This window comes from Staphylococcus sp. FSL W8-1270, assembly GCF_038007165.1.
Taxonomy (GTDB): Bacteria; Bacillota; Bacilli; order Staphylococcales; family Staphylococcaceae; genus Staphylococcus; species Staphylococcus hominis.
In genome coordinates this window covers 1,381,640-1,400,238 of the sequence record NZ_JBBOWQ010000001.1, presented here as the reverse complement: position 1 = coordinate 1,400,238, position 18,599 = coordinate 1,381,640, and the positions used below count along the sequence as shown (strand labels likewise).

Genomic DNA, 18,599 nt, shown 5'->3' with positions numbered 1-18,599 from the left:
AAGGGGAATGTTATGAAAATTATACATACTGGAGATTGGCATTTAGGAAAGATACTTAACGGAAAACAATTTCTTGAAGACCAATCATTTATTTTAGAACAATTTATCCAATGTTTAAAAGATGAGAAACCTGATGTAGTTGTGATTGCTGGGGATATTTATGATACAACTTATCCAAGTAAAGAAACTATTCATCTTTTTGAAAATGCTATTCATACTATTAATATAGATATGAATATCCCTATGATTATTTCTAATGGTAATCACGATGGTAAAGAACGATTGAATTATGGAGCTTCATGGTTTGAACATTCCAAACTCTTTATTCGTACAAAATTAAAACATATGAATCAACCTATCGAATTTAATGATGTACATTTCTATGTACTTCCATTTGCTACTATTAGTGAAGTAAAAGAATTTTTTAAAGATGCTTCTATTCAAACTTATCAACAAGCAACAGAAAAATGTATTAATTATATAGTAGAAAATTTGAATAAAGAGAAAATAAATATTTTAATTGGTCACTTAACGATAAATGGAGGAAAAACATCGGATTCAGAAAGACCTTTAACAATTGGGACTGTTGAAAGTGTTACTAAATCATGTTTTAACGTATTTGATAAAGTGTTATTAGGACATTTACATCATCCATTTAGTATTAAAGATGACATTATTGATTATTCTGGTTCACTGTTACAATATTCATTTTCAGAAATAAACCAGCCTAAGGGATATAAACGTTTAGTGGTTCAAGATAAAAATGAACTATCAACATCATTTGTGCAACTTAAACCTTTAAGAGAGCTTGAAGTGGTTGAGGGCGAGTATGATGAAGTGATTCAAGGACATATTCAACCTAAAAATAAAGATAATTATATACATTTCAAACTTAAAAATATGTCGCATATTAGTGATCCAATGATTCATTTAAAACAACTATTCCCCAATACTCTTGCGCTTAGCAATATTACTTTTGAAAATGAGGGGCCTTTACATCAGACACAAATACAACAACAAGACGACCAAACTATTATTAAGCAATTTTATAAGATGATTACAGATAATGAGATGACCAAGTATCAGGAAGAAAAAATAAATAATTTAATCACTTTGGTATCGAATAAGGAGGTCTAAAATGAAACCAATAAAATTAACGTTAAATAATTTTGGCCCATTCTTACATGAAAAGATAGATTTTACTCAAATTAAAAATGATCAGCTTTTTTTAATTAGTGGTAAAACTGGTTCGGGAAAAACCATGATTTTTGATGCAATTGTATTTTCGTTATTTGGAAAAGCTTCTACAGAAGGCAGAAGTGAAGCGGGATTAAGAAGTCATTTTGCAGAGGCAAAATCTCCTATGTGGGTTGAATATGAATTTCAACTTAATGAAAAATATTTCAAAATTATTCGTCAGGGTGCTTTTACTAAAGAGGGAAACACTAGTCAAACACCAGGAAAACTAGATGTGTATGAATATGATTCTAAAAGTGAAACATATGAATTAAGAGAAAGTAAAATCAGTGCTGGAAATCAATATATTAAGTCATTACTAGGCGTTAATGCTGAACAATTTAGACAGTTATTTATTCTTCCACAAGGTGAATTTAAAAAATTTTTAGTATCCAATAGTACAGATAAACAGGGGATATTAAGAACTTTATTTAATAGTATACGTTTTGAGGAAATTCAAAATTTGCTCAAAAATGAAATGAAAGAAGAGAAAAAACAAATTGAAAAAAGATACGATCAAATTAAATTACTATGGGAAGATATTGACGCATTTGATGATGAGCAATTAATTCAATTGAAACAAATCCATCATATAAAAACTCAAGAATTATTGCAGGCTATTCCCAACTTCAAAACGATAGGTCATCAACTCGAAGAACAAAGACTACATATAAAAAATGAGCAAAAAGAACAATTACATTCTATAATAAAACGCATTGATTTAAATAAAAAGTTAGAACAACAACTGATTGAATTAGAAGAATACCACCAATTAAAACATCAATTAGATGAACAGATTGAAGACATACAAGCATTAAAAGTAAAATTAAATCGATTAAAAGATACTGGCATGCTATTTAATTTATATGATCAACAACGTTTGAAAGAAGAGAAGTATCAAATAATAAAAACCAAAATAATAGAGACTGAGAATAAAATATCGCAAATAAATAATAAAATAAACATACTTGAAAAAGAACATAAACAATTAAACAAGATGAGTGACTCATACCACTTAAAAAGTGAGAATTTAGAACAATCGAAGCCTTTTTATCATCAATTGGATAAATATCAACAAGCATTTGAAGAGCAAGAACATATTATTCATAATTATAATGAAATGATGAAAGAGCAAGAGCAGTTAATTAATAAAGGACATAAAATGAGTCAATCTATTGATAGCTATAAAGTGGATAATAAAGCTATTGATGAGCTGACTGAACAAATATATCAATTACAAAAACAATTAGATGAACAACAAAGTTTAAAAGATAAGTATGAAAAGCAAGTTTCCCTAAAACAACAATATCATCAACATTCAAAAAAGATACAAAATTTAAAAAATGAGATTGATACACTCAATCAACAGTTAGAAAGCATTGATAAACGTAATATTGATTTAAATGATAAACAAACCTTTATTATTGAAATAAAGTCAGCGTTACGTATTGGCGATACATGTCCAATATGTGGAAATGAAGTTGAATCTTTAAATCAGCATATTGATTTTGAAACTATTAATCAAAATCATCAATTACTTGATAAACTTTCTGATGAAATTAATGAAAAAAAACAGCATTTAAGTAAAAGCGAAACGACGTGTGAATTACTCTCTCAAAACATATCAGATTTAGGAGAGATAGAGTATGAATCGATTAATTTAGACCAAATCAAAGAAAAGTTACAATGTGCAAAGTCTGAAAAAATACAATTACAACAACAATTAGAAGAGTTAGATAAATTACAACAACAATTTCATGCGTTACAGCAAGAGAAGCATCAGCAGGAACTTAAATTAGAGAAATTAGCTTCTCAAAAACGTCAGAATCAAACTTTAATTCAAGATTTTGAAATAAGCACAGGATATTCAAGTATTGAAACTTTTAAAAATTATTACTTAAGTCTTCGAAAAGAGATTGATGAGTATCATCAACATGTTGATGATACTAATAAAAATATGCAATCATATCAAAATGCGCTAGCTTTAGAAAAAAATAGTGTTGATAATTATTTGACTACGAGTAAAGAACTACAAAACGAATTAGATTATTTTACAACAACTATCCGAAAAGAAATGAAACGATTAGGTTTAGAAAATGAAGATGAAATAAAAAAATTAAAACATGAACTTCAAGATATAGAGCATATTGAAAAAAGAATTAATCACTTCGATAAGGAACAATATAAATATAACGTTGAAATAGAACGATTAACACGTCTTACAAGTGAAAAAGAACTTGAAGATATATCTAATCTTGAAATGCAAAAAGAACATATCGAAGAAAAATATAATCAGTATGTTAATGATGTTGTATCAATACAATATAAAATTAAGAAAAATGATGAAAAATTTGCAAAAATTGAAAAACATATTCACTATTTAGATGAAGAGTTAAAAGAGCAGCAACAAATTTTTAATTTATCTGAGGTTTTATCAGGAAAGAATCATCAAAAATTATCGCTTGAAAACTATGTATTAATCTATTATTTAGAAAGAATTATACATCAAGCAAATATTAGATTAGATATAATGAGCGGGCGAAGATATCAACTTAAACGAAGAGAATCAATATCACAAGGATATAGTGGATTAGAAATCGATGTATTTGATTTATATTCTAATAAGTCAAGACATATTAGTTCATTATCAGGAGGAGAAACGTTTCAAGCATCACTGGCTCTAGCATTGGGATTAAGTGAAGTCGTACAACAAGAATCTGGAGGGATAACGTTAGAATCAATGTTTATCGATGAAGGATTTGGCACACTTGATCAAGAAACTTTAGAAACATCTCTTGATACATTATTAAATTTAAAAACATCTGGACGGATGGTAGGAATTATCTCTCATGTGAGTGAGTTAAAACAACGAATCCCATTAATACTTGAAGTAAATACAAATCAGTATCAAAGTTACACAAAATTTAAATGGAAGTAACAAAAAACATTGGAATATTAATATTCCAATGTTTTTTGATTTATTTATTTGTTTTTAAAAGATCTCGAATTTCTGTAAGTAATACCGTATTTGTATCAATTTCTTCTTCTGGTTCTTCTTTTCTTATAATTGTATTGGCAATCTTAACAAAGATAAATAATGCAAAAGCAACGATAATAAAATCAATAATTGACTGAATGAAAAGACCATACTTAATGCCCCAAATCTGCCAATCTTTAGCAAAATCGACCGAACCGAACAGTTTACCAATCAATGGCATGATAATATAAGTTACTAAGGATGATACAATTTTATTAAATGCTGCCCCCATAACTACAGCAATTGCTAAATCTAAAACATTTCCTTTAAATGCAAACTCTTTAAATTCTTTTAGCATAGTAATCTCCTATTTATTTAATTTTTATATAATATACTATACAAAACATAAATAAATTAGTAAATATTAAAATTAATGAAATTTGATTAAGATTAAAACGTTTGTTATTATATTAAAGTGGTTTACCGAAAAATTAATTAATTATTTTTATAATTAATTGTGTATTTTTCATTTTGAAAAAATTTAATATTAGGATGAAGGGAGTTATATTAGTTATGAATTCTTCTTCTGAATCAAGTAAGAAAGGAAAGAAATTTTCGCCGGTATTTATTTATAGTGCGATTATCGTAGCGATTATTGTACTAATTGGGGCAATTGTGCCGGAACAATTCGATTCAATTACTAGTTCAATAAGTGGATGGATTACTGATAAACTTGGTTGGTATTATTTAATACTTACAACTATTATTGTTTTCTTCTGTGTCTTTTTGATTTTCAGTCCAATTGGGAAATTAAAACTTGGCAAACCTGATGATAAACCAGAGTTTAATACGATTTCATGGTTTGCCATGCTATTTAGTGCAGGTATGGGTATTGGTTTAGTATTCTATGGTGCAGCAGAACCTATGTCACACTTTGCAGCACCACCAACTGCTAGTCCAAAAACGACAGAAGCCTTTACTGAATCACTTCGTTCTACTTTCTTCCATTGGGGATTTCATGCTTGGGCAGTTTATGGTGTCGTAGCTCTTGCCTTAGCATACGCTCAATTTAGAAAAGATGAACCAGGACTTGTTTCTAGAACATTACGCCCATTGCTTGGAGATAAAGTAGAAGGACCTATTGGTACGATTATTGATGTACTTTCAGTATTCGCTACAGTAGTAGGGGTAGCTGTATCATTAGGTATGGGTGCATTACAAATTAACGGTGGTTTAAATTACTTATTTGGTGTCCCAAATAATGTATGGGTTCAATCACTTATTATTGTTGTTGTTACAATTTTATTTATTATTAGTGCTTGGTCTGGTCTAAGTAAAGGAATTCAATATTTAAGTAATGCTAATATTGGTTTAGGTACAATATTAATGATTGTTGCTTTAATTGTTGGACCGACTGTATTAATTTTGAACATGTTTACAAGTTCAATTGGTAGTTTGTTCAATACATTCTTATTCAACAGTTTTGATACAGCAGCATTAAATTCTCAAAAAAGAGAATGGATGTCTTCTTGGACACTATATTATTGGGGCTGGTGGTTAAGCTGGAGCCCATTCGTAGGTGTATTTATTGCACGTGTGTCTAAAGGACGTTCAATTCGTGAATTTATTTCAGGTGTATTACTTGTTCCGGCTCTAGTAAGTTTCTTATGGTTCAGTGTGTTTGGCGTATTAGGTATTGAAATGGGTAAAAAACATTCTGAGCTATTCAAGATGTCAGCAGAAACGCAACTCTTTGGCGTATTTAATCATTTACCTTTAGGAATGATTTTATCACTTGTTGCACTTATATTAATCGGTTCATTCTTTATTACATCAGCCGATTCAGCAACATTTGTATTAGGTATGCAAACAACATATGGCTCATTAGAACCATCTAACGTGGTAAAAGTAACATGGGGTATTGCACAATCTCTTATTGCCTTCATCTTACTCTTAGCAGGTGGTGGAGATGGCGCAGAAGCATTAGGCGCACTACAAAGTGCTGCAATTATTAGTGCATTACCATTCTCCTTTGTGGTCATACTAATGATGATTAGTTTCTATAAAGATGCTAACCAAGAACGCAAATTCTTAGGATTAACATTACAGCCTAATAAACATAGACTAAAAGAATATATTGAATATCAACAAAAAGACTATGAATCTGATATATTAGAAAAACGTCAAAATCGACGTAATGCAGAGAAAGCAGAACAATAATTAAAAAAAACGCCTAAGACAACTTATTTGTCTTAGGCGTTTTTTAATATAGTTAGATCGAAATATAAAGACTTTCAAAAGAAAATCCACATCCAATATATGTTGATATTGGAGCCAAAAATTCAAAATGAATTTCTATTCTACTTTCCTTTTTATTTCATTTAGCTTATTGAAAAAAATTCTCATTTAATAAAAAATACTTATAGTTTAAATGTACTATGATAAGTATTTCTTATATTAACTGATTATAAAACCAAAATTCAAATCACTCAAATTCTAGTGATATATAGTTGTTTTAAAAAACATATAATTATACAATTTAATTAAAGAAGTATAATTATGAATTTTTAATATTCAAGGGGGATAATCAAATGACTTCTAACATTAAAGAACAAGCAAAAAAATCATTTGAAGTTCGAGGTAAATCATATACATATTATGATTTAAAAAGTCTTGAAGAACAAGGTTTAACTAAAATTAGTAAGTTACCTTATTCTATTCGTGTTCTACTAGAATCAGTATTAAGACAAGAAGATGACTTTGTTATTACAGATGATCATATTAAAGCATTAGCCCATTTTGGTAAAGAAGGTAATGAAGGAGAAGTACCTTTCAAACCTTCTCGCGTAATCTTACAAGATTTTACAGGGGTGCCTGCGGTTGTCGACTTAGCTTCATTACGTAAAGCTATGAATGATGTAGGTGGAGATATTAATAAAATTAATCCAGAAGTACCGGTTGATTTAGTCATCGATCACTCTGTACAAGTAGATAGCTATGCAAACCCACGTGCGTTAGAACGCAATATGAAATTAGAATTTGAAAGAAACTATGAACGTTATCAATTTTTAAACTGGGCTACAAAAGCATTTAATAATTATAATGCTGTACCGCCTGCAACAGGTATCGTACACCAAGTTAACTTAGAATATTTAGCTAAGGTAGTTCATGTAAGAGACGTGGACGGTGAACAAACTGCTTTCCCAGATACACTTGTTGGTACAGATTCACATACTACTATGATAAATGGTATTGGTGTATTAGGCTGGGGTGTTGGTGGTATTGAAGCTGAAGCAGGTATGCTTGGTCAACCATCATATTTCCCAATTCCTGAAGTGATTGGAGTACGCTTAACTAATTCATTACCTCAAGGATCAACTGCCACTGACTTAGCATTACGAGTAACTCAAGAGCTACGTAAAAAAGGTGTAGTTGGTAAATTTATAGAATTCTTCGGTCCTGGTGTTGCCGATTTACCATTAGCTGATCGAGCGACTATTGCTAACATGGCTCCTGAATATGGTGCAACTTGTGGTTTCTTCCCAATTGATGAAGAGTCACTTAAATATATGAAATTAACTGGCCGCTCTGAAGAGCATATTGAGTTAGTTAAAGCTTATTTACAACAAAACAATATGTTCTTTACATCAGATAAAGAAGATCCACAATATACAGATGTAATTCATTTAGATTTATCGACAGTTGAAGCTTCACTATCTGGTCCTAAACGTCCTCAAGATTTAATTTTCTTAAGTGATATGAAAAAAGAATTCGAAAAATCTGTAACAGCTCCTGCTGGAAACCAAGGTCATGGTTTGGATCAAAGCGAATTTGATAAATCAGCTAATATTCAATTTAACGATGGTTCTGAAACAACTATGAAAACAGGAGACATTGCAATTGCAGCGATTACTTCATGTACAAACACATCGAATCCTTACGTTATGTTAGGTGCTGGTTTAGTTGCGAAAAAAGCAGTTGAAAAAGGATTAAAAGTGCCTGAATATGTTAAAACATCATTAGCACCAGGTTCAAAAGTAGTGACAGGTTACTTACGTGATTCTGGATTACAAAAATATCTTGATGATTTAGGATTTAATCTAGTAGGTTATGGATGTACAACTTGTATTGGTAACTCTGGACCGCTATTGCCAGAAATTGAAAAAGCTATTGCTAAAGAAGATTTACTAGTTACTTCTGTATTATCTGGTAACCGTAACTTTGAAGGTCGAATCCATCCATTAGTAAAAGCGAACTATCTTGCTTCACCTCAATTAGTCGTTGCGTATGCTTTAGCTGGTACAGTTGATATTGATTTACAAAATGAACCACTTGGTAAAGGTAAAGATGGTCAAGATGTATACTTAAATGATATTTGGCCTTCAATTAAAGAAGTTGCTGATACAGTAGATAGTGTTGTAACACCTGAATTATTTAAAGAAGAATATAAAAATGTATACAACAATAATGAAATGTGGAATGAGATTGATGTTACTGACTCTCCATTATATGACTTCGATCCTAATTCAACATATATTCAAAATCCAACATTCTTCCAAGGTTTATCAAAAAAACCAGGTACCATTGAACCATTAAAAGATTTACGTGTAATGGGTAAATTTGGTGACTCAGTTACAACTGACCACATTTCTCCAGCAGGTGCTATTGGTAAAGATACACCAGCAGGTAAATACTTATTAAATCATGACGTGCCTATTCGTGATTTTAACTCATATGGTTCTCGTCGTGGTAACCATGAAGTTATGGTGCGTGGTACATTTGCGAATATTAGAATTAAAAACCAATTAGCACCAGGTACAGAAGGTGGCTTTACAACATATTGGCCAACTGATGAAATTATGCCAATTTATGATGCTGCAATGAAATATAAAGAAGATGGCACTGGCTTAGCAGTATTAGCAGGCAATGATTATGGTATGGGATCTTCACGTGACTGGGCTGCTAAAGGTACTAATTTATTGGGCGTTAAAACTGTAATAGCACAAAGTTATGAACGTATTCACCGTTCTAACTTAGTTATGATGGGTGTATTACCATTACAATTTAAAGATGGAGAATCAGCTGATTCACTTGGTCTAAATGGTAGAGAAGAAATCTCTGTAGATATTAACGAAGATGTACAACCACATGATATTATTAAAGTTCATGCAAAAAAAGAAAATGGAGAAGTGGTTGATTTTGATGTCATTGTTCGTTTTGATTCACAAGTTGAAATCGACTATTATCGTCACGGTGGCATTCTACAAATGGTATTAAGAAATAAACTTGCTCAATAATACAATTATTCGAAAAAGTATTTAAAAATTTGAATGTATTTTGAATCCTTAGATGGCAATCTCATCTAAGGATTTTTTCTTCATTCGTGTCATTGAGCTATTTCAGTAATAAAAGTAGTAAATGGGAATTCTATAGCAATCATCCTTTTTATGTTAATATTGAAAGTGAACTTAATTGGAAAGAGGTACATAAATATGATTTATAGTATGACTGAAATTGAAGCGAGATACCAAGAAACAGATAAAATGGGAGTAATTTATCATGGGAATTATGCTACATGGTTTGAAGTTGCTCGTACTGATTATATTCGTAAATTAGGTTTTAGTTATGCAGATATGGAAAAAGAAGGTATCATCTCACCCGTCGTGGATTTACAAGTTCAATATAAGAAATCCATTTTTTATCCTGAAAAAGTTAAAGTGAAAACATGGGTAGAACATTATTCAAGATTGCGTTCAACGTACTGTTATGAAGTATATAATGAAAAAGGGGAATTAGCTACCACAGGTTCCACTCAGCTATTATGTATTAAAGCAAGTGATTTCAGACCAATTCGTTTAGATCGTTATTTTCCAGAATGGCATCAAGTATATAGTGAAGTCGAAGCATTGAATAACGAAGGTAAGGAATTAGAAGTCACACAACGTAGCGATTTGAATATATAAATATAAGACCATAAATATCTGTAAATATTAGATATTTATGGTCTTTTTTTAATTAGTTGTAGAATAAACAATTTCGTCTTCATGGTCTACTTTTTCAACTAGAACTTCATGATCTTCAAAATACCATAAGTCATCTTCTGAAACTACAACAATTAAATCATTATAATTTTCGTGATAACCTATCTCAACATCATTGCTCGGTTCCACACGAAATGCTGGGCTAAAACCTTGTTTAAGTTGAAATTCTCCACCATACCTCACATAAAATTGTAAGACTTTATTCTTTTCAGGTAAATCTAATTCATTTTTAAACCATTCAACTGCTTCATTAGTCAATTTGATTTTCATTGTAAGAACCATCCTTTATATTAATTATTATTATATTTATAATGCAAAAATTGTTTGAATTAAAACATATTGTTCTCACTATTAAACATGAACCGCTTATCATATTTAATTAATAGAACTAAACTGAATCTTCACATTTGGTGCAAGATCATCCATTTTACATCCATTTGATTTTTGGTTCTTCACCTTTAAAAATTCTAACAATATTAGAACGGTGTCTAAAAATTAAAATGATTGATACAAAAGCACTCATTCCAAATAATATGTAATCATGAATAATTAATGAACCTATCACACAGCTGATTGCCGCAATAATACTAGATAATGACACATACTTTGTTAAATATAAAATTCCAAAGAATATGACCGCTAAAATTAAAAGTAAGATTGGATTAACTCCTAATACAACTCCGGCACTTGTGGCTACAGCCTTACCCCCTTTAAATTTAAGATAAATAGGATAAACGTGACCGATTATTGCAAAAATACCGACAATTAATCCATGTGTGAAGAATGTACTAATTGGTCCCTGCGCATGCACTGAAAACCATAATGGGAAAAATACAGTAATGAATCCTTTAAATATATCTAAAAAAGTAACGATAAATCCAGCTGGTTTTCCTAAAACTCTAAAACTATTTGTGGCACCAGTATTACCGCTTCCAAATTCTCTAATATCTTTTTTAAAAAAAACTTTTCCTATAACATAACCATTTGGAATAGCTCCAATGAGATAGCTTAAAATCAACATGAGAACTATCATCATAATTTGTTTACACATCCCTTATATAATGTAGGTATATTTTATCACAAAGTATTCCTGACAACGATTAAAAATTGAAAAAACGTCTTATATATTAAGTTAAATGTTTATCTTATAGAACTCATACTTGCATTTTAATGCGTTTTATATAAGAATAACTATTGTAAAGTTAAAAAAACGAACGTACGTTTGTAGGAGGCGAACGCATTGGCAACAAAAATGACAAATCATTATTCAGATGATTCGATTCAAGTATTAGAAGGACTTGAGGCAGTTAGAAAACGTCCTGGGATGTATATTGGGTCGACTGATAAACGTGGATTACACCATTTAGTATATGAAATTGTCGATAACTCCGTCGATGAAGTTTTAAATGGTTATGGTAATGAAATTGATGTAACAATCAATAAAGATAATAGTATTTCAGTGGAAGATAATGGGAGAGGTATGCCAACTGGTATGCATGCGTCTGGTAAACCTACTGTAGAAGTTATTTTTACTGTATTACATGCTGGAGGTAAATTTGGACAAGGTGGATATAAAACTTCTGGAGGACTTCATGGTGTTGGTGCTTCCGTAGTTAATGCTTTAAGTGAATGGTTAGAAGTTGAAATTCATCGAGATGGACAAATTTATAAGCAATCTTTTAAGGATGGTGGTATTCCAACTTCTGGTTTAGTGAAAGCGGGAAAAACTAAGAAAACAGGTACAAAAGTCACATTTAAACCAGATTCAAGTATTTTTAAAGCAACAACGGCATTTAATTTTGATATATTAAGTGAGCGCTTACAAGAATCTGCATTCTTATTAAAAAACTTAAAAATTACATTGAAAGATCTACGTGATGGAAAAGAACGTGAAGATGTTTATCATTACGAAGAAGGTATTAAAGAATTTGTAAGTTATATCAATGAAGGTAAAGAAGTATTGCATGATGTTACGACGTTTACAGGTGCTGCAAATGGAATCGAAGTAGATGTTGCTTTTCAATATAATGATCAATATTCTGAAAGTATATTAAGTTTTGTTAATAATGTACGTACAAAAGACGGCGGAACTCATGAAGTAGGATTTAAAACAGCAATGACACGCGTATTTAATGACTATGCACGCCGTATCAATGAACTTAAAGATAAAGATAAAAACTTAGATGGTAATGATATTAGAGAAGGATTAACAGCAGTGATTTCTGTACGTATTCCAGAAGAATTACTGCAATTTGAGGGACAAACTAAATCTAAGCTTGGTACATCAGAAGCGCGTAGTGCAGTAGATTCTGTTGTTTCTGAAAAATTACCTTATTATTTAGAGGAAAAAGGACAATTATCTAAATCACTTGTGAAGAAAGCTATTAAAGCGCAACAGGCAAGAGAAGCGGCTCGTAAGGCACGGGAGGATGCACGTTCTGGTAAGAAAAACAAACGTAAAGATACATTATTATCAGGAAAGTTAACGCCTGCTCAAAGTAAGAATACTGAGAAAAATGAATTATATCTTGTCGAAGGTGATTCAGCAGGGGGATCAGCTAAACTTGGAAGAGATAGAAAATTCCAGGCTATTTTACCTTTACGAGGTAAAGTGATTAATACTGAAAAAGCAAAACTTGAAGATATTTTCAAAAATGAAGAAATTAATACAATTATTCATACAATTGGTGCTGGTGTTGGTAATGATTTTAAATTAGAAGATAGTAATTATAATAGAGTTATTATTATGACTGATGCTGATACAGATGGCGCCCATATTCAAGTGTTATTATTAACATTTTTCTTCAAATATATGAGACCTCTTGTTCAAGCAGGTCGTGTTTTTATTGCATTACCTCCGTTATACAAATTAGAAAAAGGTAAAGGGAAATCTAAAAAAGTAGAATATGCTTGGACAGATGATGAATTGGACAAACTTCAAAAACAATTAGGTAAAGGCTTTATTTTACAGCGCTATAAAGGTTTAGGTGAAATGAATCCTGAGCAATTGTGGGAAACTACAATGAATCCTGAGACAAGAACGTTGATTAGAGTCCAAATCGATGATGAAGTACGTTCTTCTAAACGTGTAACAACATTAATGGGAGATAAAGTTGCACCAAGACGTGAATGGATTGAAAATCATGTTGAATTTGGCATGCAAGAAGATCAAAGTATTTTAGATAATACAGAAGTTCAAATACTTGATACTGAAGAATATGATGAGGAGGAAGTCAATTGAGTGAGATAATTCAAGACCTATCACTTGAAGATGTTATTGGTGATCGCTTTGGAAGATATAGTAAATATATTATTCAAGAACGTGCGTTACCGGATGTGCGTGATGGTTTAAAACCTGTACAACGTAGAATTTTATTTGCTATGTATAGTAGTGGCAATACGTATGATAAAAATTTCCGTAAAAGTGCGAAAACAGTTGGGGATGTTATTGGTCAATATCATCCACATGGTGATTCTTCAGTTTATGATGCAATGGTACGTTTAAGCCAAGATTGGAAGTTGCGTCATGTATTAATCGAAATGCACGGTAATAATGGTAGTATTGATAATGATCCACCTGCTGCGATGCGTTATACAGAAGCGAAGTTAAGTCAACTTTCTGAGGAGTTGGTTCGTGACATTAATAAGGAAACAGTGTCCTTTATACCAAACTATGATGACACAACACTTGAACCTATGGTGTTACCGGCAAGATTTCCAAATCTACTAGTAAACGGTTCGACTGGTATTTCGGCAGGATATGCTACTGATATTCCTCCACATAATTTAGGTGAAGTAATTCAAGCAACATTAAAATATATTGATAATCCTAATATTTCAGTAAATCAATTAATGAAATATATCAAAGGTCCTGATTTTCCGACAGGCGGTATTATTCAAGGTATTGATGGTATTAAGAAAGCCTATGAAACAGGAAAAGGAAAAATTGTTGTTCGTTCAAAAGTAGATGAAGAAGCGTTAAGAAATGGACGTAAACAATTAATTGTGACAGAAATTCCTTATGAAGTGAATAAAAGTTCGCTTGTGAAACGTATTGATGAGCTTCGTGCTGATAAAAAAGTAGATGGTATTATTGAAGTACGTGATGAAACAGATCGTACAGGTTTAAGAATTGCTATTGAATTAAAAAAAGATGTTAATTCAGAGTCTATTAAAAACTATTTATATAAAAATTCTGATTTACAAATTACTTATAATTTCAATATGGTCGCTATTAGTGATGGACGTCCAAAATTAATGGGTCTACGTGAAATTATTGACAGCTATTTAAATCATCAAATTGAAGTTGTAGCTAATCGTACAAAATACGACTTAAATCATGCTGAAAAGCGCATGCATATTGTAGAAGGTCTTATGAAAGCTTTATCTATATTAGATGAAGTGATTGCGCTGATTCGTCATTCTAAAAATAAAAAAGATGCAAAAGATAATTTAGTAAAAGAATTTGACTTTACTGAAGCACAAGCAGAAGCCATTGTGATGCTTCAATTATATCGTTTAACTAATACTGATATTGTTGCACTTGAAGAAGAACATGAAGAATTACAAAAATTAATAGAAGCGTACCGAAATATTCTTGATAACCATGACGCATTATTAAATGTTATTAAAAAAGAACTTACAGAGATTCGAAAACGTTTTAAAACATCACGTTTATCTTCAATTGAAGCGGAAATATCAGAAATTAAAATTGATAAAGAAGTTATTGTACCAAGTGAAGAAGTGGTTTTAAGTGTGACTAGACATGGATATATAAAACGTACGTCTACACGTAGCTTTAATGCAAGTGGTGTGACAGAAGTAGGTTTAAAAGAGGGAGATAGTCTACTCAAATACCAAACTGTAAATACTCAAGATACAGCTTTAGTATTTACAAATAAAGGAAGATATCTCTTTATTCCAATTCATAAAATTGCAGATGTGCGATGGAAAGAGTTAGGTCAGCATGTATCGCAAATTGTGCCTTTAGAAGAAAATGAGAGAATTATAGATGTATTTAACGAAAAAACATTTGATGGTAAAGCATTTTATATTATTGCAACTCGTAATGGCATGATTAAAAAGAGTAATCAATCATTATTTAAAACCACGCGATTTAATAAGCCACTCATTGCAACAAAATTAAAAAATGAAGACGAAGTGGTAAATGTACTTCGCATAACTCAAGAACAAATGATTACTGTTATTACACATAAAGGCATGTCATTAACGTATTCTACAGAAGAACTTTCAGATACAGGATTAAGAGCGGCTGGTGTGAAATCTATCAATTTAAAAGATGAAGATTATGTTATTATGACTGATACTGTTGATCAGAATAATTCAATAATTATGGCTACCCAAAGAGGAGCAATAAAACGTATTGCTAAAGATATATTACAAGATGCCAAACGCGCACAAAGAGGTATTACACTTTTAAAAGAATTGAAAAAAAATCCTCATCGTATTGTAGCTGCATATGTTGTCAGAGATGAAACATACTATACACTTTATTCAGATAAACATGCTGAAACAGGTGAAATTTCTAATATTCATCTTTCTGAACAATATACAAATGGTTCATTTGTAGTTGATACAAATGAATTTGGAAATGTAAAATCAATGATAATAAATTAATATGATTTTAAAATTTTTGTTTTCAAGTAATTCATAAGATGATAAAATTAATTTAATATTTAACTATTTATAACTCACAAGAGATTTATATTGTTGATAAGTATATCAAAGTGATGACATGAAAAACATGTACATTTTGACCTTTAATACTACAATATAAATCTCTTGTAATGTATATCATAACAATAATTTTGATGAGAGGGATTTAATTGAGAGATTTTGATAGTTTAATACCTGATTGGTTTAAATCTGTTGTTCAAGTTGGAAATGATTTAATCTGGTCACAGTATTTAATAGGTTTACTATTGACAGTAGGTATCTTCTTTACTATTAGTTCTAAATTTGTTCAATTACGAATGTTACCTGAAATGTTTAGAGCATTAGTTGAAAAACCAGAAACTTTGAAAAATGGAGAGAAAGGTATTTCACCTTTTCAAGCATTTGCTATTAGTGCAGGTTCCCGTGTTGGAACAGGAAATATTGCTGGTGTAGCAACAGCAATTGTGTTAGGGGGTCCTGGGGCAGTTTTTTGGATGTGGATTATCGCATTTATCGGAGCTGCGAGTGCATTTATAGAAGCAACACTTGCACAAGTTTACAAAGTTCATGATAAAGAAGGTGGCTTCCGAGGAGGTCCAGCTTATTACATAACCAAAGGTTTAAATCAAAAATGGCTTGGTATCACATTTGCTGTGTTAATTACTGTTACATTTGCATTTGTATTTAACACTGTTCAATCGAATACTATTGCTGAATCTTTAAGAACACAATATCATATTAGTCCAGTCATTACTGGTATTATTTTGGCTGTCATTACAGCAATCATTATCTTCGGTGGTGTACGTAGTATTGCAACGTTGTCATCTTTAATTGTTCCAATAATGGCTATCGTTTATGTTGGTATAGTTTTATTTATCTTACTAATGAATTTTGATCAAATCATTCCAATGATTGGTACAATTATTAAAAGTGCGTTCGGAATGGAACAAGTCGCTGGTGGCGCGGTAGGTACAGCGATTTTACAAGGTATAAAACGTGGCTTATTCTCTAACGAAGCAGGTATGGGTTCAGCACCCAATGCGGCTGCTACTGCTGCTGTACCACATCCAGTAAAACAAGGATTACTTCAATCTTTAGGTGTCTTCTTCGATACAATGCTTGTTTGTACAGCAACAGCTATTATGATTTTACTTTACTCAGGCTTAAAATTTGGTGAAAAAGCGCCACAAGGTGTAGAAGTTACACAATCTGCATTGAATGAACATCTTGGTTCTCCAGGTGGTATCTTCTTAACTGTCGCGATTACGCTATTTGCATTTTCTTCTGTAGTTGGTAATTACTATTACGGACAATCTAATATAGAATTTCTATCTAAAAATAAAGCAATTTTATTTATTTTTAGATGCTTAGTTGTTGTATTAGTATTTATAGGCGCAGTTGTTAAAACTGAAACCGTATGGAGTACAGCGGACTTATTTATGGGATTAATGGCCATTGTAAACCTTGTTTCCATTATAGGTCTTTCAAATATTGCATTTGCTGTTATGAAAGATTATATTCAACAAAAACGTGCCGGTTTAAAACCGGTATTTAAACCAGAAAACCTTGAGATTAATTTATTTGGTATTGAATCTTGGGGACGCGAAGATAAAATATCTAAAAAACATTAATAATTTAAATCAACACTTCTTTTCTCCATCTCTTAGAGTAATGCGAGAAAGAAGTGTTTTTTAAAAGAATGACTTTTCAAATATAATGTTTAACTATATAATTTTAATAGTAAAAAAGGATGATAATGATGAGCAAATATCATATTTCAAAAATTTTAAATAATAACGTCATCATATGCATCAATAGTAATCAAGAAGTTATTTTAATCGGTAAAGGCATTGGTTTTAATAAAAAGCCTGGAATGGTCGTAGATGATAATGCTTCTATTGAGAAAGTGTATAAATTAGATCAAAAACAACAACAAGAATATTATAAATCTCTAGTTGAAATAGCTGATGAAGAGGTCTTACAGGCAATTATTGAATCAGTTAACTATATTACAAGTACAACTTATATGAAAGATGATAAACAACTAGTCATTGCCTTAACCGATCATATTACTTTTGCATATAAACGCTTAAAACAAAATCAAATAATTAGTAATCCCTTTGCAATGGAAACTAAACATTTATATAGTGAGGCATATGATATCGCCACACAAGTTATACAGCGATTAAATGAGAAATTAGACGTCACATTTCCTGATGATGAAATAGGTTTTATAGCATTGCATATTGCTTCAAATAAAGAAGATTTACCTATGAGTGAAATATCTTTAATTAATAAAATGATAAGTAAATGTGTATTAATTATCGAAAATGACATAGGGTATCCTGTAAATCCTCGAACTGTTCAATATCAACGATTTATTAGACATATTCAATTCCTAATTCGTCGTTTAAATAAAAAGGAATACGTTCATGCACAAGATGAGTTTATCAATATGGTCAAAACATATTACCCTAATTGTTATAGTACAGCATATAAGATTTCTAAAGTTATTCAAAAAGATCTAGATATTGATATAGATGATTCAGAAATTGTTTATTTAGCTTTGCATATTTATCATTTTCAATCTCAAAATAACACACAAAATTAATAAGCTACATGGTATGATATAATATAGATTATTTTATTTTAGATTAAAGGGTACGGTG

Annotated in this window: 12 protein-coding genes; 9 read left to right on the top strand and 3 right to left on the bottom strand. The window is 30.8% G+C overall.

Annotation, left to right across the window (positions count from 1 at the left end; all coding sequences use genetic code 11):
- Positions 1–12: 12 nt before the first annotated feature.
- Both sbcD and sbcC read left to right on the top strand, forming a co-directional pair.
- Positions 13–1,137: an exonuclease subunit SbcD gene (sbcD, locus tag NSU06_RS07060; protein ID WP_017174667.1), complete on the top strand. Its 1,125-nt coding sequence runs from the start codon at positions 13–15 to the stop codon at positions 1,135–1,137.
- A gap of 1 nt (position 1,138) precedes the next feature.
- Positions 1,139–4,174: an exonuclease subunit SbcC gene (gene sbcC, locus NSU06_RS07055; RefSeq protein ID WP_145438584.1), complete on the top strand. Its 3,036-nt coding sequence runs from the start codon at positions 1,139–1,141 to the stop codon at positions 4,172–4,174.
- Positions 4,175–4,214: 40 nt separating this feature from the next.
- Here sbcC and mscL read toward each other — a convergent pair whose 3' ends face one another.
- Positions 4,215–4,571, bottom strand: coding sequence for a large conductance mechanosensitive channel protein MscL (gene mscL, locus NSU06_RS07050; protein WP_017174669.1), 357 nt, complete (start codon positions 4,569–4,571; stop codon positions 4,215–4,217).
- A 215-nt stretch (positions 4,572–4,786) separates the two neighbouring features.
- Here mscL and NSU06_RS07045 point away from each other — a divergent pair, with 215 nt between their 5' ends.
- The 3 genes from NSU06_RS07045 to menI all read left to right on the top strand — a co-directional run bounded on the left by NSU06_RS07045 (position 4,787) and on the right by menI (position 10,176).
- Positions 4,787–6,433, top strand: coding sequence for a glycine betaine uptake BCCT transporter (locus NSU06_RS07045; RefSeq protein ID WP_017174670.1), 1,647 nt, complete (start codon positions 4,787–4,789; stop codon positions 6,431–6,433).
- A 371-nt stretch (positions 6,434–6,804) separates the two neighbouring features.
- Positions 6,805–9,510, top strand: a complete 2,706-nt coding sequence (gene acnA / locus NSU06_RS07040; protein WP_340779673.1) for an aconitate hydratase AcnA — start codon at positions 6,805–6,807, stop codon at positions 9,508–9,510.
- A gap of 195 nt (positions 9,511–9,705) precedes the next feature.
- The gene (gene menI, locus NSU06_RS07035) at positions 9,706–10,176 is read left to right on the top strand and encodes a 1,4-dihydroxy-2-naphthoyl-CoA hydrolase MenI (protein ID WP_017174672.1); all 471 of its coding nucleotides are present in this window, start codon (positions 9,706–9,708) and stop codon (positions 10,174–10,176) included.
- A 48-nt stretch (positions 10,177–10,224) separates the two neighbouring features.
- Here menI and NSU06_RS07030 read toward each other — a convergent pair whose 3' ends face one another.
- Both NSU06_RS07030 and plsY read right to left on the bottom strand, forming a co-directional pair.
- The gene (locus tag NSU06_RS07030; RefSeq protein WP_061544427.1) at positions 10,225–10,524 is read right to left on the bottom strand and encodes a HesB/YadR/YfhF family protein; all 300 of its coding nucleotides are present in this window, start codon (positions 10,522–10,524) and stop codon (positions 10,225–10,227) included.
- 157 nt (positions 10,525–10,681) lie between these two features.
- Positions 10,682–11,290 carry a glycerol-3-phosphate 1-O-acyltransferase PlsY gene (gene plsY / locus NSU06_RS07025; protein ID WP_048762424.1) on the bottom strand — a complete coding sequence of 203 codons (609 nt, stop codon included), beginning with the start codon at positions 11,288–11,290 and terminating at the stop codon, positions 10,682–10,684.
- A 216-nt stretch (positions 11,291–11,506) separates the two neighbouring features.
- Here plsY and parE point away from each other — a divergent pair, with 216 nt between their 5' ends.
- The 4 genes from parE (at position 11,507) to glcT (ending at position 18,541) form a co-directional block, all read left to right on the top strand.
- On the top strand, positions 11,507–13,495 hold the full coding sequence (gene parE, locus NSU06_RS07020; protein WP_037541070.1) for a DNA topoisomerase IV subunit B: 1,989 nt from the start codon (positions 11,507–11,509) through the stop codon (positions 13,493–13,495).
- On the top strand, positions 13,492–15,891 hold the full coding sequence (gene parC, locus NSU06_RS07015) for a DNA topoisomerase IV subunit A (RefSeq protein WP_019835481.1): 2,400 nt from the start codon (positions 13,492–13,494) through the stop codon (positions 15,889–15,891). Before parE ends, parC begins: the two co-directional genes overlap by 4 nt.
- Before the next feature lie 209 nt (positions 15,892–16,100).
- Positions 16,101–17,561, top strand: coding sequence for an alanine/glycine:cation symporter family protein (locus NSU06_RS07010; protein ID WP_017174677.1), 1,461 nt, complete (start codon positions 16,101–16,103; stop codon positions 17,559–17,561).
- A 128-nt stretch (positions 17,562–17,689) separates the two neighbouring features.
- Positions 17,690–18,541, top strand: coding sequence for a glucose PTS transporter transcription antiterminator GlcT (gene glcT / locus NSU06_RS07005; protein ID WP_048762426.1), 852 nt, complete (start codon positions 17,690–17,692; stop codon positions 18,539–18,541).
- Positions 18,542–18,599: the final 58 nt, after the last annotated feature.